The following is a 26,117-nucleotide window of genomic DNA, read 5'->3' on the forward strand; positions in this document are numbered from 1 at the left end:
TCATCTACAGGCGGCGATACTAACATGACGGAGCCGTCGCGAGCCGGCCACCGCTGGCCGGCCACCGCTATCGGTGCTTGATGCCACGAACCTCGTCGACACCCCGGTTGGCCAGTTGATCGGCACGCTCGTTGCCGGGGTGGCCGATATGGCCGCGCACCCACTGCCATTTCACGGTATGACGGCTGACCTGTTCGTCCAGCAGCTGCCACAGGTCGGCGTTCTTGACCGGTTCCTTGGCCGCGGTTTTCCAGCCGCGCTTCTTCCAGTTGACCATCCACTCGGTGATGCCCTTCATCACGTATTGCGAGTCGGTGACCAGCGTGACTTCGCAGGGGCGCTTGAGTTCTTCAAGCCCGCGGATGGCGCCGGTAAGCTCCATGCGGTTATTAGTGGTGTTGGCTTCGCCGCCCCACAGCTCTTTTTCTACCCCCTTGCATATCAGCAAGGCGCCCCACCCGCCCGGACCAGGATTGCCCTTGCAGGCACCGTCGGTGAAGAGTTCAACGCTATCGCTCATTACGACCTTTCCAGAATGATGGGCTTCGTGTGCGGCATGGCATGGCTCAGGAGTCCTGGGCCTTGCGGCTGACCTTGGCCATCGGCATGGGAATCAGCTTGCCGATAGGGTCGCGACGCACCTGACGCACGGGTCTGAGGCCTACCACCAGCTTGCGTGCAACCAGAAGATAAAAGCCGCCACCGGGGCTCTGTCGTCCCTCGCCGAGGCTTTCGAGCCCCATCAGGCGTTGCTGCCATCCCGCAGAAGCAAGGGGCGGACGATAGCACCCGAAGCGCCGTTTCTCCAGCGCGAAGCCCAGCAGGGTGAGCCAGTCGGCGACCCGCGAAGAAGAAATGCAACGCGCCTTGCGCAAGGCATCGCGAGCAAAGGCATGCCTTATCCCCCAGGTGCTCCAGGGGTTGATACCGATGATCAGCAAATGTCCGCCCGGACGCACACTGCTGGCCGCTTCGCGCAGCAGCCCGTGGGGCGACAGGCAAAAATCCAGACCGTGTTGCAGCACCACGACATCGGCCGCGTGTTCGCTCAAGGGCCAGGCCTGTTCTTCACAGACAATCTCGACGCCTGGCAAGGGCGCGCCAAGCCGCACATTGCGCCGCACCTGCGGTGCAACCGGCGGGCTTTCTGCCGACGGCCCGTAATGCACCAGATAACCGCCGAAATAGCGCCCCAGTTCTTCATCGAGCACCCGCCGTTCCTCTTCGAGCAGAAGCTGCCCGAGTGGCCCTGAAAGCCATTCACGAGCATCGCGGATCAATGCAAGCCACTCAGGATCAGCCTGAGCGAACGCTTCATCGGTCATGAGTTCTCCTCCAGAGGTGCTCGCTAACAGCGGCAACAGACTCTAAGATGCACCATTGTCTGCCGCTATGCGAACTGCGCCATGATACAGATCCACGCCCTCCCCGCTTTCAGTGACAACTACATATGGTTGTTACAAGACCTTTCGAACCAGCGGTGTGCTGTCGTCGATCCGGGCGATTCTGCGCCGGTGCTGGAATGGCTGGCGCAAAATCCCGACTGCCGGCTGACCGATATCCTGATCACCCACCACCACAATGATCATGTTGGCGGCGTGGTCGAACTCAAGCAGGCCACCCAGGCACGCGTACTGGGGCCGGCAACCGAGAAGATTCCGGCGCGCGATATCGCACTGGCCGACCATGACCGGCTCACCGTGCTTGGTCTCGACTTCGTGGTGCATGCGGTCCCCGGCCATACATTGGGCCACATCGCCTTCTATCATGAAGACGCTGCGCAGCCCTTGCTGTTCAGTGGCGACACACTGTTCGCGGCTGGCTGCGGACGCCTGTTCGAAGGCACACCCGAACAGATGCACACCTCGCTCGAACGCCTCGCCGCCCTTCCGGACAGCACACTGATCTACTGCGCCCATGAATACACGCTGAGCAATCTGCGCTTTGCCCAGGCTGTCGAACCCGACAACCAGGACATCGCCGAGCGACTGGCCCAAGTGACCCAGTGGCGCAACGAAGGTCGCATCAGCGTGCCGTCCAGTATGGCACTGGAAAAGCGCACCAACCCGTTTCTTCGTACCCGCGAAACATCTGTTAAAGAAAAAGCGGACGAACGGAGCGGAGGCCAAAACACCTCGCAAAGTGAGGTCTTTGCTCAGTTGAGGGCCTGGAAAGATAAGTTCTGAGGCGACCCTCAAACCGCAATAAAATTCTGAAAGGTTGACCGACGGCAGGCTGCTTCCTAGAATCGCCCGACATTTTCGTCTGGATGTACCCCCCGAACAATGTCGTCATCTACCAGCAAGCCGTTACATTCGGACGCATTGACTCGGTTGGCTCAGGCCGTGGCCGTAACCGCGAGTGCCCTACTGGCCGGTTGCCAGAGCACTGCAAGCGTCGACACCGTCAACAGCCACCGAGCGCCAAATCTGGCCGCCGGCATCAAGCAAAAACCGATTTTTCTGACCCACAAGCCTGCCACCCCTCTCGCACCGCCCCAGGATGTATGGGAGCGCATGCGTCAGGGCTTCCAGTTGCAGCAAGGCAACGACCAGAACCCCCGAATTGATCAGCAGCGCCTGTGGTTCGCCAACAACCCGTCCTTTCTGGAAAACGCTGGCGAGCGTGGCAGTCTGTACATGCATTACATCGTCGAACGCCTCGAAGAGCGCAACATGCCGCTGGAGCTGGCCCTGCTCCCGGTCATCGAGAGTGCGTACAACCCGATGGCCGTCTCGCGCAGTCAGGCGGTGGGGCTATGGCAGTTCATCCCGTCCACCGGGCGCTACTTCAACCTGCGCCAGACCAGCTTTTATGACGGGCGCCGCGACATTCAGGCCTCCACCGTCGCCGCACTGGATTACCTGACCCGTCTGCACGACATGTTCAACGGTGACTGGTTGCTGGCCCTGGCCGCGTACAACGCCGGCGAAGGCACGGTCAGCCGTGCCATCGAACGAAATGACAAGCTCAACCTGCCGACCGATTACTGGAACCTGCCGCTCCCGCAGGAAACCCGTGACTACGTGCCCAAGCTGCTGGCGCTGTCCCAGGTCGTCCTGTCGCCCGAGGCCTACGGCGTCAACCTGAACCCGATCGCCAATCAGCCCTACTTTGAAGTGGTCGAACTCAACAAGCGTGTCGACCTGTCCAAAGTGGCCAGCGCGGCCGACATCGACGAAGACGAGCTCATCCAGCTCAACCCGGCCTACAAGAAGCGCCTGACCATCGATGGCCCCCAGCACCTGCTGGTGCCCACGTCCAAGGCACAACTGCTGACCGCCAGCCTGCTGACCATGAAGCAGGAAGAACTGGTGGCCTGGCAGCCTTACCGGGTGCGCAAAGGCGACACGCTTGAAAGCCTGGCAAGCCGTTATCAAGTGACGGTCAGCTCGCTCAAGAGCAACAACACCCTGGCCGGCAACCGCTTGAAAATCGGTCAGTCGCTCAGTGTTCCGGTGAAGCCGGGCGTGAGGTCTTCACAGCCGGTATTCGAAGAACTGGCCAGTAACGAAAAACCCGCGCGCACTCGCACCTACAAGGTCAAGAGCGGCGATAACCTGACCACCATCGCCCAGGCCAACAAGGTGGACGTCGAAGACCTGCAGCGCTGGAACAAGCTGACCGGCAAGAAGCTCAAGGTCGGACAGGCGCTGGTCATGCAGGACACCGCCAAGGCTGGCAGCAAAGGCAGCAGCAAGTCGGTCGCCAGCGCCAGTGCCAAAGACGGCGAAAAGAAAGCCATGCAGTACAAGATCCAGAAAGGCGACTCGATGTACCTGGTCGCCAAGCGCTTCAACGTCGAGATGCAACATCTCAAGCGCTGGAATCCACGTAGCGGCCAGGCCCTCAAACCCGGCCAGACGCTGACCGTCTACCTGCCGCATTGATGACGCCGGCCACTTGCCCGGGAATGACCTTGGGGCGAGTGGCCGGTGCAGTCCCCATGCCGGTGTCATCCGCAGTCTTTTTCCAGCAGGGACAAGCTGTTACTGTTAGCGACCCGAAAGCCCAAGTCGCCTGGATCGTGATACGTCCCTTCCTGCTAATAGTCAGTCTGGCCTTGAGCTTCTGTGCCAACGCAGCCATTACCGAAAGTCATGGTTATGCGCAGTTTGGCGTTCTCAAGTACCCAGCCAGTTTCACTCATTTCGACTGGGTCAATCCCGAGGCGCCGAAGGGTGGCACCTTGAGAATGATGGCGTTTGGCACGTTCGATACACTCAACCCTTATACCTTCAAGGGCACCAGCCCGGTTTCGACAGGGAATTTCCTGCAATACGGTGTCAACGAGCTCAATGAGCCGTTGATGGCGGGCACCGGCCAGTACGACCCCTCCGGCGACGAACCGGCTTCAAGCTACGGGCTGATTGCGCAATCGGTGGAGTACAGCGAAGACCGCAGCTGGGTGGTGTTCAACCTCCGCACGCAAGCGCGTTTTCACGACGGCAAGCCAGTCACAGCCTACGACGTGGCGTTTTCCTATCGAACGCTGCTCAAGGACGGTCATCCGCAATACCGCACCGCCCTGCAGGAAGTGCAGCGTGTCGACATCCTCAACAGGCACCGTATCCGCTTTGTCTTCAAACGCTCCGGCAATCCGCTGCTGATCCTGCGCCTGGGCGAGTTGCCGGTGCTGCCTCAACACTACTGGAAAGACCGGGACTTCAAGGCCACAACCTTTGAGCCACCACTGGGCAGCGGTCCGTATCGCATCACCCGCGTTCAACCGGGGCGTCAGCTGGTCTTCGAGCGGGTCAAGGATTACTGGGGCAAAGACCTGCCGGTCAATCGCGGCAAATACAATTTCGACCGGGTCGAGGTCGAGTTCTACCGCGACAGTGACGTGGCCTTTGAAGCGTTCAAGGCTGGCGAGTTCGATATCTACATCGAGCACCAGGCCAAAAACTGGTCAACCGGTTACAACTTCCCGGCGGTTGCCAACGGCCAGGTCATCAAGGCTCAGATCCCGCACCGGATACCGACCCAGACCCAGGGCCTGTTCATGAACACCCGGCGCGCTGCGTTCGCCGATATCCGGGTACGTGAAGCGCTGGGGCTGCTGTTCAATTTCGAGTGGACCAACCGTACGCTGTTCAGTGACGCCTACGACCGCTCGACCAGCTATTACCCCAATAGCGAGTTTTCCGCGACCGGCCTGCCGACCGGCGCTGAATGGCTCTTGCTGACGCCCTACCGCGATCAACTGCCATCCAGCCTGTTCACCCAGCCGTTTGCGCCGTCCAAAACCGATGGCGGCGGCATCCCGCGTGACACCTTGCGCAAGGCCCTCAAGCTGCTGGGCGATGCAGGCTGGTCACTGACCGATCAGGGTTTGCTCAACACCGCCAAACAACCGCTGCGCTTCGAGATTCTGCTGGTCAACCCCAACCTTGAACGCATCCTGCAACCCTACATCGAAGACCTGCGACGCCTGGGCATCCATGCAGGGCTGCGCACGGTTGACCGTGCCCAGTACAAGCAACGGCTGGACCGTTTCGACTTCGACATGATCCTCATGACGCTGCCGCAGACATTGAGCCCAGGCCTGGAACAGTGGCAGTACTTTCACTCCAGTCAGGCATCGGTAAACGGCAGCAAAAACTATGCAGGCGTCGCCAATCCGGTGGTCGATGCACTGTTGAACAGGCTATTGGCCGCGCAGACCCGCGATGAACAGGTCGCCGCGGCACGTGCGCTGGACCGCGTACTGCTGTCCCAGCACTACAGCATTCCCAATTGGTATCTGAACAATCATCGCCTTGCCTATCGCAATCGATTCGCCATGATCACCACCCCGCCCTACACACTGGGGCTGCGCGCGTGGTGGCTCAAGACTCTGGAGAAGCCCCGATGAACCCATCGTTTTCACTGCGCTCACGGGCAGCCGGCCTGCTGTTGGTCAGTCTTGCCTGCACGGTCCAGGCGGCTCCCCAACATGCCGTGACGCTGTATGACGAAGCGCCCAAATACCCGGCCGACTTCAAGCATTTCGACTATGTGAACCCGAACGCGCCCAAAGGCGGCACGTTTCGCCAGGCTGGTTTTGGCGGCTTTGACAGCCTCAACCCGTTCATCAACAAGGGCGTGCCGGCCGATGACATCGGCCTGATCTACGACACCCTGGCCCGCGCAAGCCTGGATGAACCTTTTACCGAGTACGGACTGATTGCAGGCAAAATCGAGAAAGCGCCTGACAACAGCTGGGTCCGTTTCTACCTGCGCCCGGAAGCACGCTTTCACGACGGCCATCCGATTCGGGCCGAAGACGTGGAATTCAGCTTCAAGACCCTGATGGCGCATGGCTCGCCCATGTACAAGGGCTACTACGCCGATGTCGAGCAGGTGGTTGTCGAAGACCCTTTGCGGGTGATGTTCAAGTTCAAGCACTCGAACAACCGCGAAATGCCGTTGATCATTGGCCAGTTGCCCGTGCTGCCCAAACATTTCTGGGCTGACCGCGACTTCAGCAAGGGCAACCTGGACTTTCCACTGGGCAGCGGGCCTTACAAGGTGGTCGATGTAAAAGCCGGGCGTTCGGTGCGCTACGAACGGGTCAAGGACTATTGGGGCAAAGACCTGCCGATCAACAAGGGCTTTTACAACTTCGACGTGTTGACAACCGACTACTATCGCGACAACACCGTCGCGCTGGAAGCGGGCAAGGCCGGACAGTTCGACTACTGGACCGAAATCAGCGCCAAGAACTGGGCAACGGCTTACGACACGCCTGCCGTCAGAGACGGCCGGCTGATCAAGGAGGAGCTGCCAAACGGCAATCCGACGGGCATGCAGGGTTTTGTTTTCAACCTGCGCAAGCCGGTGTTTCAAGACGTACGAGTGCGCGAGGCGCTCACCTTGCTGCTGGATTTCGAATGGACCAACAAGCAGCTGTTCAACGGCGCCTACAGCCGCACCAAGAGCTATTTCGACAATTCGGAAATGGCTTCAAGCGGCCTGCCCTCCGCCGAAGAACTGAAAATCCTCGAACCGTTGCGCGGCAAGATTCCGGATCGCGTGTTCACTGAACCCTTCCAGTTGCCGGTCACCGATGGCAGCGGCATGATTCGCCCGCAGCAGCGTCGTGCCTTTCAGCTGTTGCAGGAAGCCGGCTGGAAAATCGTCGATGACAAGATGGTGGACACCCAGGGCAACCCGGTAAAACTGGAATTCCTGATTGCCCAGACCGAGTTCGAGCGCATTTTGCTGCCCTACAAGCGCAACCTGAGTGACCTGGGTATCGAGCTGGTGATTCGCCGGGCGGACGTGTCGCAATACATCAACCGCCTGCGCTCGCGGGACTACGACATGATTGTCAGCAGCTTTCCGCAATCCAGCTCGCCCGGCAACGAGCAGCGTGTGTATTTCGACTCGTCCAGCGCCGACAATCCAGGCAGCCGCAACGTGATGAGCCTGAAGGACCCTGCCGTGGACACGCTGGTGGACGGTCTGATCAACGCAGACTCGCGCAAGGACCTGATCACTCACGCCAAGGCGATGGACCGGGTATTGCTGTGGGGCTTCTATGTGGTCCCGAACTGGCATATCAAGACCTGGCGGGTTGCGTACTGGAATCACCTCGACCACCCCAAAGCCAAGGCGCTGTCCGATATCGGCCTGACCACCTGGTGGGTCAAGCCGGATGTCAAACCCGTGACGGCGACCCCACCGGCCCCTGATCAGGCCGGGCCTGCGAACGCGGAGCAATAATATGCTGGCTTATATTCTGCGACGGCTGCTGCTGATCATCCCGACCTTGCTGGGCATTCTGGTGATCAACTTCGTCATCATCCAGGCGGCCCCCGGCGGCCCGGTCGAACAGATGATCGCCAAGATCGAAGGCTTCGATGGCGCCACCAGCCGGATCGCCGGTGGCGGTGCCGAGGTGGCGGTGGCGGGCTCCAACTACCGTGGAGCACAAGGCCTGGACCCGGCGCTGATCAAGGAAATCGAACGCATGTACGGTTTCGACAAGTCGGCACCGGAGCGCCTGTGGATCATGATCAAGAACTACGCCACGCTGGACTTCGGCGACAGTTTCTTTCGTGATGCCAAGGTGATTGACCTGATTGTCGAGAAGATGCCGGTGTCCATCTCCCTCGGGTTATGGAGCACGCTGATCATGTACCTGGTGTCGATCCCGCTGGGGATCGCCAAGGCCACACGCCACGGCAGCCAGTTCGACGTCTGGACCAGCTCGGCCATCATCGTCGGTTATGCCATTCCGGCGTTCCTGTTCGCGATTCTGTTGATCGTGGTGTTCGCCGGGGGCAGCTATTTCAACTGGTTTCCGTTGCGCGGGCTGACGTCGAACAACTACGACGAACTGAGCACGATGGGCAAGATTTTCGATTACTTCTGGCACCTGGTGCTGCCGGTGACTGCACTGGTAATCGGCAACTTCGCCACCATGACCCTGCTGACCAAGAACAGCTTTCTGGACGAGATCAGCAAGCAGTATGTAACCACGGCCAAAGCCAAGGGCCTGAGCAATCACAAGGTGCTCTACGGCCACGTGTTCCGCAACGCAATGCTGCTGGTGATCGCCGGTTTCCCGTCGGCATTCATCGGTATTTTCTTCACCGGCTCGCTGCTGGTGGAAGTCATCTTCTCGCTGGATGGTCTGGGGCTGATGAGCTTCGAAGCCGCCATCAACCGCGATTACCCGGTGGTGTTCGGCACGCTGTTCATCTTTACCCTGCTGGGGCTGGTGGTGAAACTGATCGGTGACATCACCTACACCCTGGTGGACCCGCGCATCGACTTCGAAAGCAGGAAGCATTGATATGAAGCTCTCTCCTCTCAATCGCCGTCGCTTCGAACGCTTCAAGGCCAACCGGCGCGGCTGGTGGTCAATGTGGTTGTTCCTCATTCTGTTCGGCCTGAGCCTGGGCGCCGAGCTGATCGCCAACGACAAGCCACTGGCCGTGCGCTACGACGGCAGTTGGTACTTCCCGGTGCTGGAGCGCTACCCGGAAACCACCTTCGGCGGCGAATTCCCGCTGGAAGCCAACTACAAGAGCCCTTACATCAAAGAACTGCTCGCCGCGAAGGACGGCTGGACGTTATGGGCTCCGATCCCGTTCAGCTACCAAAGCATCAACTACGACCTGAAAGTCCCCGCCCCCGCCCCGCCCTCGCGAGACAACCTGCTGGGCACCGACGATCAGGGCCGTGACGTGCTGGCACGGGTGATCTACGGCTTCAGGATTTCTGTGCTGTTCGCCCTGACCCTGACCATCCTCAGCTCGATCATCGGCGTTATCGCTGGCGCCTTGCAGGGGTTTTATGGCGGCTGGGTGGACTTGCTGGGGCAGCGCTTTCTCGAAGTCTGGTCGGGCCTGCCGGTGCTGTACCTGTTGATCATTCTCGCCAGCTTCGTACAGCCCAATTTCTGGTGGCTGCTGGGTATCATGCTGCTGTTTTCCTGGATGAGCCTGGTCGACGTGGTGCGTGCCGAGTTCCTGCGCGGTCGCAACCTGGAGTATGTGCGCGCCGCCCGGGCGTTGGGCATGGAAAACGGGGCAATCATGTTCCGCCATATTCTGCCCAACGCGATGGTCTCGACCATGACCTTCCTGCCGTTCATCCTCACCGGCGCCATCGGCACGCTGACCGCCCTGGACTTCCTCGGCTTCGGCCTGCCCGCAGGTTCGCCGTCACTGGGCGAACTGGTCGCGCAGGGTAAATCCAACTTGCAAGCGCCCTGGCTGGGCATCAGCGCCTTCGCCGTGCTGGCGATCATGCTGAGCCTGCTGGTGTTCATCGGCGAATCCGCCCGCGACGCATTCGACCCAAGGAAATAAGATGAACAATGACAATCTGATCGAAATCCGCGATCTGGCGGTCGAGTTCGTGACGGGCGAATCGCGACAGCGCGTGGTCGAGAACATCAGTTTCGACATTCGCCGTGGCGAAACGCTGGCGCTGGTCGGCGAAAGCGGCTCTGGCAAGTCGGTCACAGCGCATTCGATCCTGCGTCTGCTGCCCTACCCGATTGCCAGCCACCCGAGTGGCACTATTCACTATGCGGGCGAAGACCTGCTGAAAGTCGAAGAGAAAAAGCTGCGCTCGATCCGTGGCAACCGCATTGCCATGATTTTCCAGGAGCCGATGACGTCGTTGAACCCGTTGCACTCGGTCGAAAAACAGATCAACGAAGTACTGGGCCTGCACAAGGGCCTGACCGGCAAGGCGGCCACTGAGCGCACGCTGGAGCTTCTGGAGCTGGTCGGCATCCCTGAGCCACGCAGACGGCTCAAAGCGCTGCCACACGAGCTGTCAGGTGGCCAGCGTCAGCGTGTCATGATTGCGATGGCCCTGGCCAACGAGCCCGAGCTGTTGATCGCCGATGAACCGACCACGGCACTGGACGTGACGGTGCAGTTGAAAATTCTGGAACGGCTCAAGCAATTGCAGGCTCGGCTGGGCATGGCATTGCTGCTCATCAGCCACGACCTGAACGTGGTGAGGCAAATAGCCAATCGAGTATGTGTCATGCAGCGCGGTTGCATCGTCGAACAGGCATCGTGCGAAGAATTGTTTCGTTCACCGCAACACCCGTACACCAAAGTCTTGCTCAGCGCAGAGCCCAGCGGCGGTCCGTCGACCAATCCTGCCGGAGCGCCGCTGCTTGAAGTCGAGGACCTGAAAGTCTGGTTCCCGATCAAGAAAGGCCTGCTCAAACGGACTGTCGATCACGTCAAGGCAGTGGACGGCATCCGTTTCAGCCTGCCTGAAGGGCAAACGCTGGGCATTGTCGGTGAAAGCGGGTCCGGCAAATCGACACTGGGGCTGGCGATTCTTCGTCTGATCGGCAGCCAGGGCACCATACGTTTCAAAGGCAACGCGTTAGAATCACTGTCGCAACAGCAGATTCGTCCGCTGCGAAGACAGATGCAGGTGGTTTTCCAGGACCCGTTCGGCAGTTTGAGCCCCCGCATGTCGGTGGGAGAAATCGTCGGCGAAGGCCTGCGGATCCACAGCATGGGTACGGCAGCCGAGCAACAGACGGCGATCATCGAAGCACTCAGGGAGGTGGGCCTTGACCCGGATACGCGGCATCGCTACCCCCATGAATTCTCCGGCGGTCAACGTCAGCGAATCGCCATTGCCCGCGCGCTGGTGCTGAAACCGGCATTGATCCTGCTGGACGAGCCGACTTCGGCCCTCGACCGGACGGTGCAGCGCCAGGTGGTCGAGCTGCTTCGCTCGCTGCAAACCAAGTACAACCTGACGTATTTGTTCATCAGCCATGACCTGGCTGTCGTCAAAGCGCTGAGCCACCAGTTGATGGTGGTCAAGCAAGGCCAAGTGGTCGAACAGGGTGCAGCGCAGGAAATCTTCGCCGCACCGCAACATCCTTATACACAGCAGCTGCTGGAGGCCGCCTTTTTGGCGCCGGTAGCTGTCGATTAACCTGAAGAGGAACAACACATGGGTTTTCTCGCCGGTAAGCGCGTCCTGATCGTCGGTGTCGCCAGTAAACTGTCCATCGCATCCGGCATTGCCGCCGCCATGCATCGTGAAGGTGCGGAGCTTGCTTTCACCTACCAGAACGACAAACTCAAAGGTCGTGTCGAAGAATTCGCCGCAGGCTGGGGCTCGGGTCCTGACCTGTGCTTCCCTTGCGACGTGGCCAGCGACGAAGAGATCAACAAGGTCTTTGAAGAGCTGAGCAAGAAGTGGGACGGTCTGGACGTCATCGTTCACTCGGTCGGCTTCGCGCCGGGCGACCAACTGGACGGCGACTTCACCAACGCGACCACCCGCGAGGGTTTCCGCATTGCTCACGACATCAGCGCCTACAGCTTCGTGGCCCTGGCCAAAGCCGGTCGCGACATGATGAAAGGCCGCAATGGCAGCCTGCTGACTCTGTCGTACCTGGGTGCAGAGCGCACCATGCCGAACTACAACGTCATGGGCATGGCCAAGGCCAGCCTGGAAGCCGGCGTTCGTTACCTGGCCGGCAGCCTCGGCCCGGAAGGCACACGCGTCAACGCAGTATCGGCTGGTCCGATCCGCACCCTGGCGGCGTCGGGCATCAAGAACTTCCGCAAGATGCTGGCCGCCAACGAAGCGCAAACCCCTCTGCGCCGCAACGTGACCATCGACGAAGTCGGCAATGCCGGCGCGTTCCTGTGCTCGGACCTGGCGTCGGGTATCAGCGGTGAAATCATGTACGTCGACGGCGGTTTCAACACCACCGCGATGGGCAGCATGGAAGAGTAAATCGGTAAAGCTGCTCCTCGCGAGCAGCACTTTTCCGAAGCAAAAAAGAAGGCCGCTCATTGAGCGGCCTTCTTTATTTGCGCGTTTCGAGCTTAGAACTTCTCGATCTTCGCCTTGCTTTCCAACTGTGCCCGGTACGCTGCAAAATCCTGCTGCCCGGCACGCGATGCGAGGAAGCGGCGGTATTGCGCCTTTTCCGCGTCAGTCGGCACTGCCGCCTGATTCACACCGTTGAGACGCACGATCACGAAGCTGCCGTCGGATGCAGTGATGCTGGCAAACTCCGGCTTGTCCTTGCCATCCGGCTTGGGCATGCGGAACAGCGTCTGCAGAACCTCAGGGTCCACGCCTTCCTGGCTGCGAGTGACCGCCTCCATGACCTTCCACTCACGACCGTCCTGCTTGGCGGCCAAAGGAATCTTGCCATCACGCAGACCGGCCAGCAGGGCCTCGCCCTTGGCTTTCACAGCCGCTGTGGCGTGCTCCTTGACCAGTTGAGCACGAATCTTGTCGGCAACGCTTTCAAGCGGCAGTTGTTGCGGTTGCAGGTGCTCTTTGGAGCGCACCACTACCACCGTTTCCGGGTCCAGTTCCAGCGTGCTGCTGTTGGAACCTTCTTCCAGCACTTCAGGGCTGAACGCGGCCTGGATGACAGCACGGTTGGCCGTCAGGCCTTCGCCACCTTCACGGCCAAACGGCGCCGTCGTCTGAACCTTCAGACCCAGGTCCTGTGCAGGCTGGCTGAGGTCAGATGATTCGAAAGCGGAGTCTTCCAGCTGCTTGGTCACTTCGACGAACTTCTGCTCGACCAGCTGAGATTTCAGCTCGTTGGTCAGCTTGTCCTTCAGGCTGGCGAACGTAGGCACCGAAGGCGCCTCAACGCCCAGCAGCTTGATCAGGTGCCAGCCGAAGTCGGTACGCACGGGCTGCGAAACCTGGTCCTTGTTCAATGCATACAGCGCGTCTTCGAAGGCCGGATCATAGACGCCCTTGCCAGCGTACCCCAGATCACCGCCCTTGCCAGACGAACCCGGGTCCTGAGAAAACTCCTTGGCGAGCGCCGCGAAATCTTCACCTTTGGCCAGACGCTGCTGAATCTCTTCGATCTTCGCCTTGGCCTGCTCATCACTGAGCTTGTCATTCACTTCGATCAGAATGTGCGCAGCACGGCGCTGTTCGGCCAGATTGGCGATCTCTTTCTGATAAGCCGCCTGCAAGTCCTCGTCCTTGACCTGCACCTTGTCGAAGAAAGAAGACTTCTTCAACTCGATGTAATCAAGCACAACCTGCTCAGGACTCATGAACTCCTTGGCGTGCTGGTCGTAGTGAGCCTTGACCTCGTCATCGGTCACCTTGACCGCAGACGTATCGGCCGGCAGGGTCAGCGAAGCGAAATCACGCGTCTGCTTTTCCAGACGGGCGAAGGCTTCAACCTGGGTGTCGGTCACGAAAGCACTGCCCGCCACACCGGCACGTACCTGCCCGATAAGCATTTCCTGGCCAAGCATCTGACGGAACTGCATACGGCTGTAACCCAGCTGACGAATCACCTGATCGAAACGGTCAGCACTGAATTTACCGTCAACCTGAAACTCGGGCGTCTGCAAAATCTGCTGATCGAGTGCGGCGTCAGTGAACGTGAACCCGGCACTGGCCGCGCCTTGCAACAGCAGCTTGCGATCGATCAGACCTTTGAGGGCTGACTCACGCAACAGCTTTTCATCCAGCAGTGCAGGATCGAAATCCTTGCCCAACTGCTGCGAGAGCTGCTGAGCCAACTGACGACGCTGCATGTCCACGGCCTGACTCAACTCATTCTGAGTGATGTCCTCACCGTTCACTTCAGCTGCGTTCTGCTTGTTGCTGGTCGCGGTAAACATTGCTTCGATGCCGGTGAAGGCCATCAGCGCGATGATGATTCCGATAATTGTCTTGGCAATCCAGCCTTGTGAATTGTCCCTGATGTTCTGCAGCATTGCGTCCCCCAAAACGGTTGTACTGACTAACCAACCGCGGAGCGTGGGTAGAAAGCGGATAGAAGAAAGGCGCATCCGAGGATGCGCCTTCTCGTAACTGACGGAGCGGGAGGGCTCGAACCCTTCGGTGTCGCAACCGAATGCACCACCGCTCCGCTACTGGATCAGGACAAGCCCGAACCAGTGGGCAAAGGCATCGAGAGGCTTAGTTGACAGCTTCTTTGAGTGCTTTACCGGCTTTGAAACCTGGTTTTTTAGCAGCAGCGATTTCCAGCGTCTTACCGGTCTGAGGATTGCGACCGATGCGAGCTGGACGATCAGTAACGGAGAACGTACCAAAGCCAACCAAAACAACCGAGTCGCCAGCCTTCAGAGCGCCAGTGACGGAGTCGATCACTGCGTCCAGCGCACGGCCAGCAGCAGCTTTCGGGATATCAGCAGATGCAGCGATAGCATCAATCAGTTCCGACTTGTTCACTCTAAGTCCCCTTATCTCTATTTTTGAGTACGTTTCTAAGTTTTAGGTGTTAAGCAAAACGAGCGCTGGAAGGCTTGCAGGTGCTTGCTTTAAAGAGCCGCTTTATAACAAGGGCTCTAAAAAGCTGTCAAGGAAGCCTGCCCAGTCTTAATGCGTGCTAATTCTGTCCTTAGAGTCAGACTCGCGTTTTTCATCCTTTGCGACCAGATCGGTAGCTACATCCGGCAACGGCTCCGGCGCGTATTGCAGCGCAATTTGCAGGACTTCGTCAATCCATTTAACAGGCTTGATCTGCAGATCCTGCTTTATATTGTCAGGAATTTCCTTCAAATCTCGCACGTTTTCTTCCGGAATGATCACCGTCTTGATTCCGCCACGGTGCGCGGCCAGAAGTTTTTCCTTCAGACCGCCAATCGCCAGCACCTGTCCACGCAAGGTAATTTCACCCGTCATGGCCACGTCGGCCCGCACCGGAATCTGAGTCAATGCCGATACCAGCGCTGTACACATGCCCACGCCAGCGCTTGGCCCGTCCTTCGGCGTCGCACCTTCAGGCATGTGAATGTGCGTGTCGTGCTTCTCGTGGAAGTCGGCCGGAATGCCCAGGCTACGGGCGCGGCTGCGCACCACGGTCTGAGCGGCAGTGATGGATTCGACCATGACATCGCCCAGCGAGCCGGTCTTGATCAACTGCCCTTTGCCCGAGATGACCGCCGCTTCGATGGTCAGCAATTCGCCACCCACCTGCGTCCACGCCAGCCCCGTCACCTGACCGATCTGGTCCTGCTGCTCGGCAAGCCCGTAACGGAATTTGCGCACGCCCAGGAAGTGCTCAAGCATGTCGGCCGTGACCTGCACAGCAAAGCGTTTTTCGGTGGCATGCTCTTTGACCGCCTTGCGGCAGACCTTGGCAATCTGACGCTCAAGACCGCGCACGCCCGCTTCACGGGTGTAGTAACGGATGATGTCGCGGATCGCTTCCTCGTCGAATTGAATCTCGCCTTTCTTCAAGCCATTGGCCTGAATCTGCTTGGGCGAGAGGTACTTGACGGCGATGTTGATCTTTTCGTCTTCGGTGTAGCCCGGCAGGCGAATGACTTCCATCCGGTCCAGCAACGCTGGCGGGATGTTCATCGAGTTCGAGGTACACAGGAACATCACGTCCGAAAGATCGTAATCGACCTCAAGGTAATGATCGTTGAAATTGTGATTCTGCTCGGGGTCCAGAACCTCCAGCAATGCCGACGCAGGATCGCCACGCATATCGCTGCCCATCTTGTCGATTTCATCGAGCAGGAACAGCGGATTGCGAACACCCACTTTTGTCATCTTTTGTATCAATCTTCCTGGCATCGAACCGATATACGTCCGGCGATGACCACGAATTTCAGCCTCGTCACGCACGCCACCGAGTGCCATGCGCACGAATTTGCGGTTAGTCGCGTTGGCAATGGACTCGGCCAGGGACGTTTTACCGACACCTGGAGGCCCTACCAGGCACAGCACAGGGCCGCGAATCTTCTTCACGCGTTTCTGCACGGCGAGGTATTCGAGAATGCGTTCCTTGACCTCGTCCAGACCGTAGTGGTCGGCATCGAGAATCGCTTCGGCCCGGGCCAGGTCCAGACGCACCTTGCTCTGAGCCTTCCACGGCACCTGAACCAGCCAGTCGATATAAGAGCGCACAACGGTCGCCTCGGCCGACATCGGCGACATCTGCTTGAGCTTGTTCAGCTCGGCAGTCGCTTTGGTCAGAGCGTCCTTTGGCAGGCCGGCAGCGTCGATACGCTTTTTCAGCTCTTCGATTTCGTTGTGGCCTTCATCGCCATCGCCCAGCTCTTTCTGAATGGCCTTCATCTGCTCATTCAGGTAGTACTCGCGCTGGCTGCGCTCCATTTGTTTCTTCACGCGACCGCGAATACGCTTTTCAACCTGCAGCAGGTCTATTTCGGCATCCAGCAAGGCCAGCACGTGTTCGACACGGGCAGACAGGTCGATGATTTCGAGGATTTCCTGCTTCTGCTCGATCTTGAGCGCCATGTGCGCCGCCATCGTATCGACCAGGCGACCGGGCTCGTCAATGCTGTTGAGCGACGAGAGGACTTCTGCAGGGACTTTCTTGCCCAGTTGCACATACTGCTCGAACTGAGCCAGCAGGCTGCGCACGAACACTTCGGATTCACGATCCGGCGCGTCGACCTCATCGATCAGGGCGACATCGGCACGGTAATGGCCGTCGACTTCGATGAAGCGCTCCACCGAGCCACGCTGCTCGCCTTCAACCAGCACCTTGACGGTTCCGTCAGGCAACTTGAGCAACTGCAGGACGGTGGCAATGGTGCCGACGCTGTAGAGCGCCTGTTCATCAGGGTCGTCGTCAGCCGGGTTTCTTTGCGCGAGCAGCAGAATCTGCTTGTCGCCTGTCATTGCCGCTTCAAGGGCTTCGATAGACTTCTCGCGCCCCACGAACAGCGGGATAACCATGTGCGGATAAACCACGACATCACGCAATGGCAAGAGAGGCAATTCGATTGTGGTCTTCATGATTTCGCCTCTACGGCGGCCAATCGGCCGGGACAGATGGAATTAGCTTGAAGCCAAGATGGGGGTAGCGTCCAAAAAAAACAAGCTCTAGAGGAACGCCGCGCCAAGATCAGTTTCTTCATATAGAACGAGTGGACTGGCCAAAAATGCAAAAGGGGACCGCAAAGGCCCCCTTTTGTGTCATTTCACGCGCAAATACACATTAATGCTTTACGCGTCAGGAGCAACCTTGGCGGGCGGCTCGCTGTTTTCGTAGATCAGTAACGGCTTGGACGTGCCATCGATCACGCTCTCATCGATCACCACCTTGCTCACATCGCTTTGCGACGGGATCTCGTACATGGTGTCGAGCAGGACGCCTTCGAGGATGGAGCGCAGGCCACGGGCACCGGTCTTGCGCTCAAGCGCGCGACGGGCGACCGATTTCAGCGCGTCGGTGCGGAACTCGAGGTCCACACCTTCCATTTCGAACAGCTTGGCGTACTGCTTGGTCAGCGCATTCTTTGGCTCGGTGAGGATCTGGATAAGCGCAGCTTCATCCAGTTCGTCCAGCGTTGCCAGCACCGGCAGACGGCCCACGAATTCCGGGATCAGACCGAACTTGACCAGATCGTCAGGCTCGACTTCACGCAGGGACTCGCCAACCTTCTTACCCTCTTCCTTGCTGCGAACTTCGGCGTTGAAGCCAATGCCGCCACGGGTGGAACGGTTCTGAATAACCTTTTCCAGGCCCGAGAAGGCGCCACCGCAAATGAAGAGGATATTGCGCGTGTCCACTTGCAGGAATTCCTGCTGTGGATGCTTGCGTCCGCCCTGGGGAGGCACGGAGGCCACGGTGCCCTCGATCAGCTTCAGCAGGGCTTGTTGCACGCCTTCGCCGGACACGTCACGAGTGATCGAAGGGTTGTCGGATTTGCGCGAAATCTTGTCGATTTCATCGATGTAGACAATGCCCATCTGGGCCTTCTCGACATCGTAATCACATTTCTGCAACAGCTTCTGGATAATGTTTTCGACGTCCTCACCCACATAACCAGCTTCGGTCAGGGTGGTGGCGTCAGCAATGGTGAACGGCACATTGAGCAGGCGAGCCAGTGTTTCGGCCAACAGCGTCTTGCCAGAGCCCGTAGGGCCGATCAGCAGGATGTTGCTCTTGCCCAGCTCGACATCGTCGTTCTTCTTGTCACGCTGGTTCAGGCGCTTGTAGTGGTTGTACACCGCTACTGCGAGAACCTTTTTGGCACGTTCCTGACCGATTACATACTGGTCAAGGATGCCGCTGATTTCTTTAGGCGAAGGCAATTTATGCGCGCTGCTTTCGGCCTGTGCTTCCTGCACCTCCTCGCGGATGATGTCATTGCACAGGTCGACGCACTCGTCGCAAATAAAGACCGAGGGGCCGGCAATCAATTTGCGCACTTCATGCTGGCTTTTGCCACAGAAGGAGCAATAGAGCAATTTGCCGTTGTCCTCGCCGTTGCGGGTGTCAGTCATTCGATCGATCCAATCCGGTAGGCTTGCAACACAAGATGAAGGCTATTGCGGGCTTTTTCAAGCCCACAGGCGGTCGGTTGTCCCGACCCCCTACATTTTGAGCCGCTTAGGCAGGCATTTGACGCTTGTTGATCACGGAGTCGATCAGGCCGTATTCAGCCGCACGCTCTGCGCTCATGAAGTTGTCACGCTCGGTGTCGCGCTCGATGGTTTCGAGGCTCTGGCCGGTGTGATGCGCCAACAATGAGTTGAGGCGATGACGAATGTGCAGGATTTCCTTGGCATGGATGTCGATATCCGACGCCTGACCCTGGAAACCGCCCAACGGCTGGTGAATCATCATCCGCGAGTTTGGCAGGCAATGACGTTTGCCTTCTGCACCGCCGGCCAGCAGGAATGCACCCATGCTGCAGGCCTGACCGATACAGATGGTCGAAACGTCAGGCTTGATGAACTGCATGGTGTCGTAGATCGACATGCCTGCAGTCACCGAACCGCCCGGCGAGTTGATGTAGAGATGGATATCCTTGTCCGGGTTTTCCGCTTCAAGGAAAAGCAGTTGCGCCGCGATAAGGTTGGCCATGTAGTCCTCTACCGGACCAACCATAAAGATGACTCGCTCCTTGAGAAGGCGCGAATAGATGTCATAGGCGCGTTCGCCACGGGCGGACTGCTCGATAACCATCGGGACCAGGCCGCCAGCGGCCTGGATGTCAGAGTTCTGCTGAATATAAGAATTGCGGGACATGTCCTGCATTCACTCCCAAATAGTCGAGTCTTGAATACGCACAAGCCAGCGCGAAGGCTGGCTTGTGGGTGTTTTCGCACGAAAAGAGAAATCAGTCGGCTTTTGGAGCTTCCACCGGCTTGACAGCTTCTTCGTAGGAGACCGATTTGTCGGTCACGCTAGCTTTCTGCAAAACAGTATCTACAACTTGCTCTTCAAGCACAACAGAACGTACTTCGTTCATTTGCTGTTCGTTCTTGTAGTACCAGGCCACGACCTGCTCTGGCTCCTGGTAAGCGGAAGCCATTTCCTGAATCATTTCGCGAACACGGGCGTCATCAGGCTTGAGGTCGAACTGCTTGACCACCTCGGCAACGATCAGGCCCAGCTCGACGCGGCGCTTGGCCTGCTCTTCGAACAGCTCGGCCGGCAACTGGTCAGGCTTGATGTTGCCACCAAACTGCTGAACAGCCTGAACGCGCAGACGGTTGACTTCGTTTTCCAGCAGCGCTTTAGGCACTTCGATCGGGTTGGCGGCCAGCAGACCGTCCATGACCTGGTTCTTGACCTTGGATTTGATCGCCTGACGCAGCTCGCGCTCCATGTTCTTGCGAACTTCGGTGCGGAAGCCGTCGATACCGGTTTCCTTGATGCCGAACTGCTTGAAGAACTCTTCGTTCAGCTCAGGCAGCTTTGGCTCGGAAACGGTGTTGACCGTCACGGTGAACTCGGCAGCCTTGCCGGCCAGCTCGAGGTTCTGATAGTCCTCTGGGAAGGTCACGTTCAGTACGCGCTCTTCGCCAGCCTTGGCACCCACCAGACCGTCTTCAAAACCAGGGATCATGCGACCGGAACCCAGCACCAGCTGGGTAGCGGTGGCAGAACCGCCAGCGAACACTTCGCCGTCGACCTTGCCCACAAAATCGATGTTCAGCTGATCTTCGTTCTGAGCAGCACGATCAACCACTTCAAAACGGACGTTCTGCTTGCGCAGCACTTCCAGCATGTTGTCCAGATCACTGTCAGCCACGTCGGCAGACAGACGCTCTACCGCGATGGTGTCGAAACCGGCAACGGTGAATTCCGGGAATACTTCAAACGTAGCCACGTATTCCAGGTCTTTGCCTTTTTCGAACGATTTTGGCTCTACAGCAGGAGCGCCAGCCGGGTTCAGCTTCTGCTCAACCACAGCTTCGTAAAAAGTAGCCTGAATCAGATCGCCCAGTGCTTCCTGGCGCGCGCCGTCCTCGTAACGCTGACGGATCACGCTCATTGGCACCTTGCCAGGGCGGAAGCCCGGGATCTTGGCTTTGCGTGCGGTCTGCTGCAGACGCTTGTTGACTTCAGTCTCGATGCGTTCGGCAGGCACGCCAATGGTCATGCGGCGCTCAAGAGCGGAAGTATTTTCAACAGAAACTTGCATGGATATTCCTCGTTGCACAGACGTTAGCCGGCCGTTTCCGACCCCAGAATCAAGGGCATGCATTCTAGTGGGTCAAACTCAAGAAGTCACCCTACTGAAAAAGGGCGGGTTAAGAAGAAGGAATCGGCCTACAGCCGGAGGAGAAAGAAATACACCTCGCACCACCGGCGACGTCTCTGGCACGGCTTCTATATAAGGAAGCATCTGCACCTGACAATGACCAATTCCTTCTGTGCTGCACGCCCCAGTCGACCGACGGTGGATAACCACCGGACCATCGAGACGGTAAACGAATACGTTGAAACAAAAAAACCGCTCAAGGCGGCTTTTTTCTTGCAGCTGAAGCGTTTTCACTCAAGCCACCTGTGTTCGGGCAGCCGGACAATTCGAGCATCAACCCGATGCCTGAGGCACGAACCGCCACCTTCAATGCATCAAATCAATAACCTTTTTGCGGTACTGACTCAATGCACAAGGCCGCTTCCAGACTGATTCAACCCGGCGCGCATCGTACACAACGTAGCCATGACACGCCACCCATTGCAAGCAATTGATCAGACTGAAAATTCCCCCTCAGGCAAGCACTGACACTGACTCCCGACAGGCGCAGGCGTCGGAAATAAATTGAAAACCGGATTTAGAAACCGTCGCCTGCCGACAGTGCCGGATGTCAAACTCGCTTCAAACGTTCTGATATTTCAAAAAGCCGTGCTGTCAACCATTGCAAAGCAACTTCAAGCGCAGAAAACAGAAAGACCTGAGACGCCTTGGGACCACCTGCCCCCAAAACATTACCGGTCGAAAAACAAAAAAAGCGTCATGCCTGTGTCAGCGTAGCGAGACGGCAACGAAGACTTTCTTTCACCCAGTCAAGACACTTTAATTTCAGAAATGCAAGACAGCGCGCGACCTCCAAAACCAGCCACCATGAAGAGAAACCATAGCCAATGCCCTCAACAGCCCTCATTGCCATAGCCTCCGCTCACCACCTCAACGACAGCATTTTCCGACAGAAAGCCTGGACCTCTCCGCCCTGCTACACCCTTGTACTGCACGGCCAACCTCTCCATAATCCGACCGCTGAATTTGCCGCTCCAACAGCAGGAGCGGAAGCTGCGACGACGATGGATCACACCATTTTCGCGCTGCACCAATGCGTTGCTGAGCCGTTGAAATATTCAAAAATCAAGCCCCCACAACAGTGACGCCACCAGGAAAAATCATGTACAAAATGATTGCTGCAATGAGTGTTCTCGCTATAGCTTCAGCAACCATGACGGGATGCAATGAAAAAGAAGGAAGTAAAGAAAGCGCAGCCAGTATAAAAACCACTCACTACTCGTCAGACAAATGCGCCATCGACTCCATTGGTGGAAAGACAGGGGCGACTGTTTATATAGCTAAAGGCGTGGTCAAATTCAACGGATGGGCAATCGATAGCGCCCATCAGGATGCGCCAAAAGAAATCAGGCTTCGCCTGACAGGCTATAAGGGTGTCCCTGTGACATTCAAGGACCCCGACATCGTTGATCGCCCAGACCTGATAAAAGCATTCGGCAATGAAAAATTCCTGAAATCAGGCTTTTCATTCACGGCAGATCTATCCTCACTGGAGTCCGGCGGCTACAGCGTGGTCACTGAGATCCCGGGCGATAACTCATCCCTTTTGTGCCAATCCAAGGTTTTACTTGTTATCGAATAAGCATGTACCCTCAGCAGGACGCGGTGACAAGCGCTCTGCTATCACACAGGACTTGGCACCACTGACACGCCAAGCCAGTACGGCTTACTAACCGGTGAAACGGTTGCGAAACTCGACGCAACAAAAAGCCCGCACTAGGCGGGCTCTTTTTGCTTTCACTGCTCTCAGTAGAGACCGGTGAAATATATCTTGGTGCGGACGGAGAGACTCGAACTCTCACACCTTGCGGCGCTGGAACCTAAATCCAGTGTGTCTACCAATTCCACCACATCCGCATTTCAAACGTTTAAAGCAAAGGCGCCAGACTATGAATCTGGCGCCCTTCTCGAATATGGGGTGGACGATGGGGTTCGAACCCACGACCGCAGGAGTCACAATCCTGTGCTCTACCAACTGAGCTACGCCCACCATATTGCATGTGACGGTGAAACTTACTTGCTGTGCCAAAGCTGCCTTGAATGGCGCACCCGGCAGGACTCGAACCTGCGACCATCCGCTTAGAAGGCGGATGCTCTATCCAGCTGAGCTACGGGCACTTATATAATTTGTATTCTTGCGATAACAAACTAAAAGGCTTTCAATCACACCGAGCTGATTTGCAACTCTGCCTGACCTAATCAACCAGTGCTAGCTTAACCAGTGCTGGACTCTGCCCGGCAAGTGCGACGAATCTTATAGATGGCCCCTGGGGTCGTCAACCTTTTTTTTGAAAAAATTCAGCTAGATAAAGGAGTTAGCTGAATCTGCAGCGCATGCGCCTTTGCCCTCGCGCCATGTCATGCGAGAATGCGCGCTCATTTTATTTCCTCTCGATGGTTAATCACGCGTCATGACTGCAAAACTAATCGACGGCAAGGCGATCGCCGCCAGCCTGCGCCAGCAGATCGCCAAACGTGTCGCCGAACGTAGCCAGCAAGGTCTGCGCACGCCGGGCCTCGCGGTGATTCTGGTGGGCAGCGATCCTGCCTCCCAGGTCTATGTCTCTCACAAGCGCAAAGACTGCGAAGAAGTCGGCTTTATCTCCCAGGCCTATGATTTGCCTGCCGAGACCACTCAGGTGGCGCTGACGGATCTGATCGACCGTCTCAACGAAGACGCCGCTGTCGACGGTATCCTGCTGCAGCTGCCTTTACCTGCGCACCTGGACGCCTCGCTGCTGCTGGAACGCATCCGCCCGGACAAGGACGTGGACGGCTTCCACCCTTATAACGTCGGCCGCCTGGCTCAGCGCATTCCGTTGCTTCGTCCCTGTACGCCAAAAGGCATCATTGCCTTGCTGGAAAGCACCGGTGTCGACCTGTACGGCCTGGATGCTGTGGTGGTTGGCGCGTCGAACATCGTCGGACGCCCGATGGCGATGGAGCTGTTGCTCGCTGGCTGCACCGTCACCGTCACTCACCGCTTCACCAAAGATCTGGCAGGCCATGTGAGCCGTGCCGATCTGGTGGTGGTTGCCGCTGGCAAGCCCGGCCTGGTCAAGGGCGAATGGATCAAACCCGGCGCCATCGTGATCGACGTCGGCATCAACCGTCAGGATGATGGCAAGCTGGTAGGCGATGTGGTCTACGACACTGCCCTGCCTCGTGCCGGCTGGATCACACCCGTTCCAGGCGGCGTAGGCCCGATGACCCGCGCGTGCCTGCTGGAAAACACGCTGTACGCAGCAGAAACCCTGCACGATTGATCATCGCGACCCCATAAATGCGCCCCAATAAAAAACGGCACCTCAAGGGTGCCGTTTTTTTATCTCGACAAAACCTTACTTCTTGCCAGCCTCCCAGCTTTTCAGCAGGTCAGCGTAGGCAATGGTTTCACCCTTCGGCTTCTCGTTGGCCAGCTTGCGTTGCGGCGCCAGGAATTTGCCACCGCTCTCTTCAGCTTTTTTGTACCAGGCTTCCGCCGTGGTTTCCGGGTTCATCTTCGGCGCACACTTGCTGGCTTCCTGAACCTTGGAACGCTCGATGCGCGTCATGATTGCATCCTGATCCTTGGCCAGACCGTCCAGCGCCTGCTGCGCCGTCTTCTCACCGGTGACCGCCTCGGCAACATGGCTCCACCACAACTGCGCCAGCTTCGGATAGTCAGGCACGTTGGTACCGGTAGGTGACCATTGCACGCGAGCCGGGCTGCGATAGAACTCCACCAGACCACCGAGTTTAGGTGCCAGTGCGGTCATCTCTTTGGAGTTGATGTCCGACTCGCGAATCGGTGTCAGGCCAACGATGGTTTTCTTCAGCGAAACGCTTTTCGAGGTCACGAATTGCGCATACAGCCAGGCCGCCAGACGTTTTTTCTCGTCGGAAGATTTCAGGAAAGTCCACGAACCCACGTCCTGATAACCGAGCTTCATGCCTTCTTTCCAGTATGGCCCTTTGGGCGACGGTGCCATGCGCCATTTCGGCGTGCCGTCAGCGTTCATGACCGGCAGACCTGGCTTGGTCATGTCGGCGGTGAACGCGGTGTACCAGAAAATCTGCTGCGCAACGTTACCCTGCGAAGGCACCGGACCGGACTCGGAGAAGGTCATGCCTGCCGCCTCTGGCGGTGCATAGGCCTTCAGCCAGTCAATGTATTTCTGGGTGGCAAAGACCGCCGCCGGGCCGTTGGTGTCGCCGCCGCGGGTGATGCTGGAACCGACCGGATGGCAGTCCTCGACACGGATGCCCCACTCGTCCACCGGCAGGCCATTAGGCAGGCCCTTGTCGCCACTGCCCGCCATCGAGAACCAGGCATCGGTGAAACGCCAGCCCAGTGACGGGTCTTTTTTGCCGTAGTCCATGTGACCGAAGACTTTCTTGCCGTCGATCTCCTTGACGTCTTCACTGAAGAACTTGGCAATGTCTTCATAAGCCGACCAGTTGACCGGAACGCCCAGCTCGTAGCCGTATTTGTCTTTGAACTTCTTTTTCAGGTCAGGACGTTCGAACCAGTCGGCACGGAACCAGTACAGGTTGGCGAACTGCTGATCGGGCAATTGATAGAGCTTGCCGTCGGGCGCGGTGGTGAACGAGGTGCCAATGAAGTCTTTCAGGTCCAGCGTAGGCGAAGTGACTTTGCTGCCTTCCGGACTGGCCATCAGGTCGGTCAGAGAAAGCGCCTTGCCGTAGCGGAAGTGCGTACCGATCAGGTCCGAATCGTTCACCCAGCCGTCGTAAATGCTTTTATCCGACTGCATGGCGGTTTGCAGCTTCTCGATGACATCACCCTCCTGCAGCAGGTCGTGAGTGACCTTGATGCCGGTGATCTCAGTGAACGCCTTGGCCAGGGTTTTCGATTCATATTCGTGAGTGGTCAGGGTTTCCGACACCACCTTGATGTCCATGCCACGGAACGGTTCGGCGGCCTTGATGAACCACTCCAGCTCTTTCAACTGCTCGGCATCGGAAAGCGTGCTCGGCTTGAACTCGCTGGCCGCCCACTTCTTCGCCGCGTCCTCGTATTGATCCGCCCATGCCGACACACTCAACCCGCTGAGCATGATCATGGTTGCCAGCGTCACGCTATGTTGCAGCTTGTTTTTCTTATTGAACATAGTCATCTCC

General features: G+C 57.9%; 19 protein-coding genes and 3 tRNA genes. 10 read left to right on the forward strand and 12 right to left on the reverse strand.

Going from position 1 to position 26,117, the window contains the following annotated elements:
• Window positions 1-67: 67 nt before the first annotated feature.
• Window positions 68-520: a ribonuclease HI gene (rnhA, locus tag BW686_RS06700; protein ID WP_084915564.1), complete on the reverse strand. Its 453-nt coding sequence runs from the start codon at window positions 518-520 to the stop codon at window positions 68-70.
• Window positions 521-566: 46 nt separating this feature from the next.
• Window positions 567-1,325, reverse strand: coding sequence for a class I SAM-dependent methyltransferase (locus BW686_RS06705; protein ID WP_084915565.1), 759 nt, complete (start codon window positions 1,323-1,325; stop codon window positions 567-569).
• A gap of 81 nt (window positions 1,326-1,406) precedes the next feature.
• On the opposite strand from BW686_RS06705, the gene gloB reads away from it, so the two are divergent.
• The 8 genes from gloB to fabI all read left to right on the forward strand — a co-directional run bounded on the left by gloB (window position 1,407) and on the right by fabI (window position 12,231).
• Window positions 1,407-2,186 (forward strand): hydroxyacylglutathione hydrolase, encoded by a 780-nt coding sequence (gloB, locus tag BW686_RS06710; RefSeq protein ID WP_084915566.1) that lies wholly within the window; start codon window positions 1,407-1,409, stop codon window positions 2,184-2,186.
• A gap of 99 nt (window positions 2,187-2,285) precedes the next feature.
• Window positions 2,286-3,890, forward strand: coding sequence for a LysM peptidoglycan-binding domain-containing protein (locus BW686_RS06715; RefSeq protein ID WP_084915567.1), 1,605 nt, complete (start codon window positions 2,286-2,288; stop codon window positions 3,888-3,890).
• Window positions 3,891-4,027: 137 nt separating this feature from the next.
• Window positions 4,028-5,857 (forward strand): extracellular solute-binding protein, encoded by a 1,830-nt coding sequence (locus tag BW686_RS06720; RefSeq protein WP_084915649.1) that lies wholly within the window; start codon window positions 4,028-4,030, stop codon window positions 5,855-5,857.
• Window positions 5,854-7,710 (forward strand): extracellular solute-binding protein, encoded by a 1,857-nt coding sequence (locus BW686_RS06725; protein ID WP_084915568.1) that lies wholly within the window; start codon window positions 5,854-5,856, stop codon window positions 7,708-7,710. Before BW686_RS06720 ends, BW686_RS06725 begins: the two co-directional genes overlap by 4 nt.
• A gap of 1 nt (window position 7,711) precedes the next feature.
• The gene (locus BW686_RS06730; protein WP_084915569.1) at window positions 7,712-8,785 is read left to right on the forward strand and encodes a microcin C ABC transporter permease YejB; all 1,074 of its coding nucleotides are present in this window, start codon (window positions 7,712-7,714) and stop codon (window positions 8,783-8,785) included.
• A gap of 1 nt (window position 8,786) precedes the next feature.
• On the forward strand, window positions 8,787-9,806 hold the full coding sequence (locus BW686_RS06735) for an ABC transporter permease (RefSeq protein WP_084915570.1): 1,020 nt from the start codon (window positions 8,787-8,789) through the stop codon (window positions 9,804-9,806).
• Window position 9,807: 1 nt separating this feature from the next.
• Entirely contained in the window at window positions 9,808-11,418 is a 1,611-nt protein-coding gene (locus BW686_RS06740; RefSeq protein WP_084915571.1) for an ABC transporter ATP-binding protein, read from the forward strand.
• Window positions 11,419-11,436: 18 nt separating this feature from the next.
• Window positions 11,437-12,231, forward strand: a complete 795-nt coding sequence (gene fabI / locus BW686_RS06745; RefSeq protein ID WP_084915572.1) for an enoyl-ACP reductase FabI — start codon at window positions 11,437-11,439, stop codon at window positions 12,229-12,231.
• A gap of 92 nt (window positions 12,232-12,323) precedes the next feature.
• Here fabI and BW686_RS06750 read toward each other — a convergent pair whose 3' ends face one another.
• The 6 genes from BW686_RS06750 to tig all read right to left on the reverse strand — a co-directional run bounded on the left by BW686_RS06750 (window position 12,324) and on the right by tig (window position 20,873).
• Entirely contained in the window at window positions 12,324-14,207 is a 1,884-nt protein-coding gene (locus tag BW686_RS06750; protein ID WP_084915573.1) for a SurA N-terminal domain-containing protein, read from the reverse strand.
• Window positions 14,208-14,412: 205 nt separating this feature from the next.
• Window positions 14,413-14,685 (reverse strand): HU family DNA-binding protein, encoded by a 273-nt coding sequence (locus tag BW686_RS06755; protein ID WP_084915574.1) that lies wholly within the window; start codon window positions 14,683-14,685, stop codon window positions 14,413-14,415.
• 147 nt (window positions 14,686-14,832) lie between these two features.
• Window positions 14,833-17,229: an endopeptidase La gene (gene lon / locus BW686_RS06760; RefSeq protein WP_084915575.1), complete on the reverse strand. Its 2,397-nt coding sequence runs from the start codon at window positions 17,227-17,229 to the stop codon at window positions 14,833-14,835.
• A 210-nt stretch (window positions 17,230-17,439) separates the two neighbouring features.
• A complete protein-coding gene (clpX, locus tag BW686_RS06765) occupies window positions 17,440-18,723 on the reverse strand; it encodes an ATP-dependent Clp protease ATP-binding subunit ClpX (protein ID WP_002552735.1) in 1,284 nt (427 codons plus the stop codon).
• Window positions 18,724-18,829: 106 nt separating this feature from the next.
• Entirely contained in the window at window positions 18,830-19,471 is a 642-nt protein-coding gene (gene clpP / locus BW686_RS06770; RefSeq protein WP_002552734.1) for an ATP-dependent Clp endopeptidase proteolytic subunit ClpP, read from the reverse strand.
• 91 nt (window positions 19,472-19,562) lie between these two features.
• A complete protein-coding gene (gene tig / locus BW686_RS06775; protein ID WP_084915576.1) occupies window positions 19,563-20,873 on the reverse strand; it encodes a trigger factor in 1,311 nt (436 codons plus the stop codon).
• A gap of 1,222 nt (window positions 20,874-22,095) precedes the next feature.
• Between tig and BW686_RS06780 the strand changes: the two genes are divergently transcribed.
• A complete protein-coding gene (locus tag BW686_RS06780) occupies window positions 22,096-22,575 on the forward strand; it encodes a hypothetical protein (protein WP_084915577.1) in 480 nt (159 codons plus the stop codon).
• Window positions 22,576-22,765: 190 nt separating this feature from the next.
• Here the strand turns inward: BW686_RS06780 and BW686_RS06785 are convergent.
• From BW686_RS06785 to BW686_RS06795, 3 genes are all read right to left on the reverse strand, one after another.
• Window positions 22,766-22,850, reverse strand: a tRNA-Leu gene (locus BW686_RS06785).
• A gap of 57 nt (window positions 22,851-22,907) precedes the next feature.
• Window positions 22,908-22,983 (reverse strand) — tRNA-His (locus tag BW686_RS06790).
• Between the two features lie 51 nt (window positions 22,984-23,034).
• A tRNA-Arg gene (locus BW686_RS06795) sits at window positions 23,035-23,111 on the reverse strand.
• A 293-nt stretch (window positions 23,112-23,404) separates the two neighbouring features.
• Here BW686_RS06795 and folD point away from each other — a divergent pair.
• Window positions 23,405-24,259 carry a bifunctional methylenetetrahydrofolate dehydrogenase/methenyltetrahydrofolate cyclohydrolase FolD gene (folD, locus tag BW686_RS06800; protein WP_084915578.1) on the forward strand — a complete coding sequence of 285 codons (855 nt, stop codon included), beginning with the start codon at window positions 23,405-23,407 and terminating at the stop codon, window positions 24,257-24,259.
• Between the two features lie 75 nt (window positions 24,260-24,334).
• Here the strand turns inward: folD and BW686_RS06805 are convergent, their stop codons facing one another.
• Window positions 24,335-26,107 carry an ABC transporter substrate-binding protein gene (locus tag BW686_RS06805; protein ID WP_084915579.1) on the reverse strand — a complete coding sequence of 591 codons (1,773 nt, stop codon included), beginning with the start codon at window positions 26,105-26,107 and terminating at the stop codon, window positions 24,335-24,337.
• Between the last annotated feature and the right edge of the window lie 10 nt (window positions 26,108-26,117).

This window comes from Pseudomonas syringae (assembly GCF_002157375.1).
GTDB lineage: Bacteria > Pseudomonadota > Gammaproteobacteria > Pseudomonadales > Pseudomonadaceae > Aquipseudomonas > Aquipseudomonas syringae_T.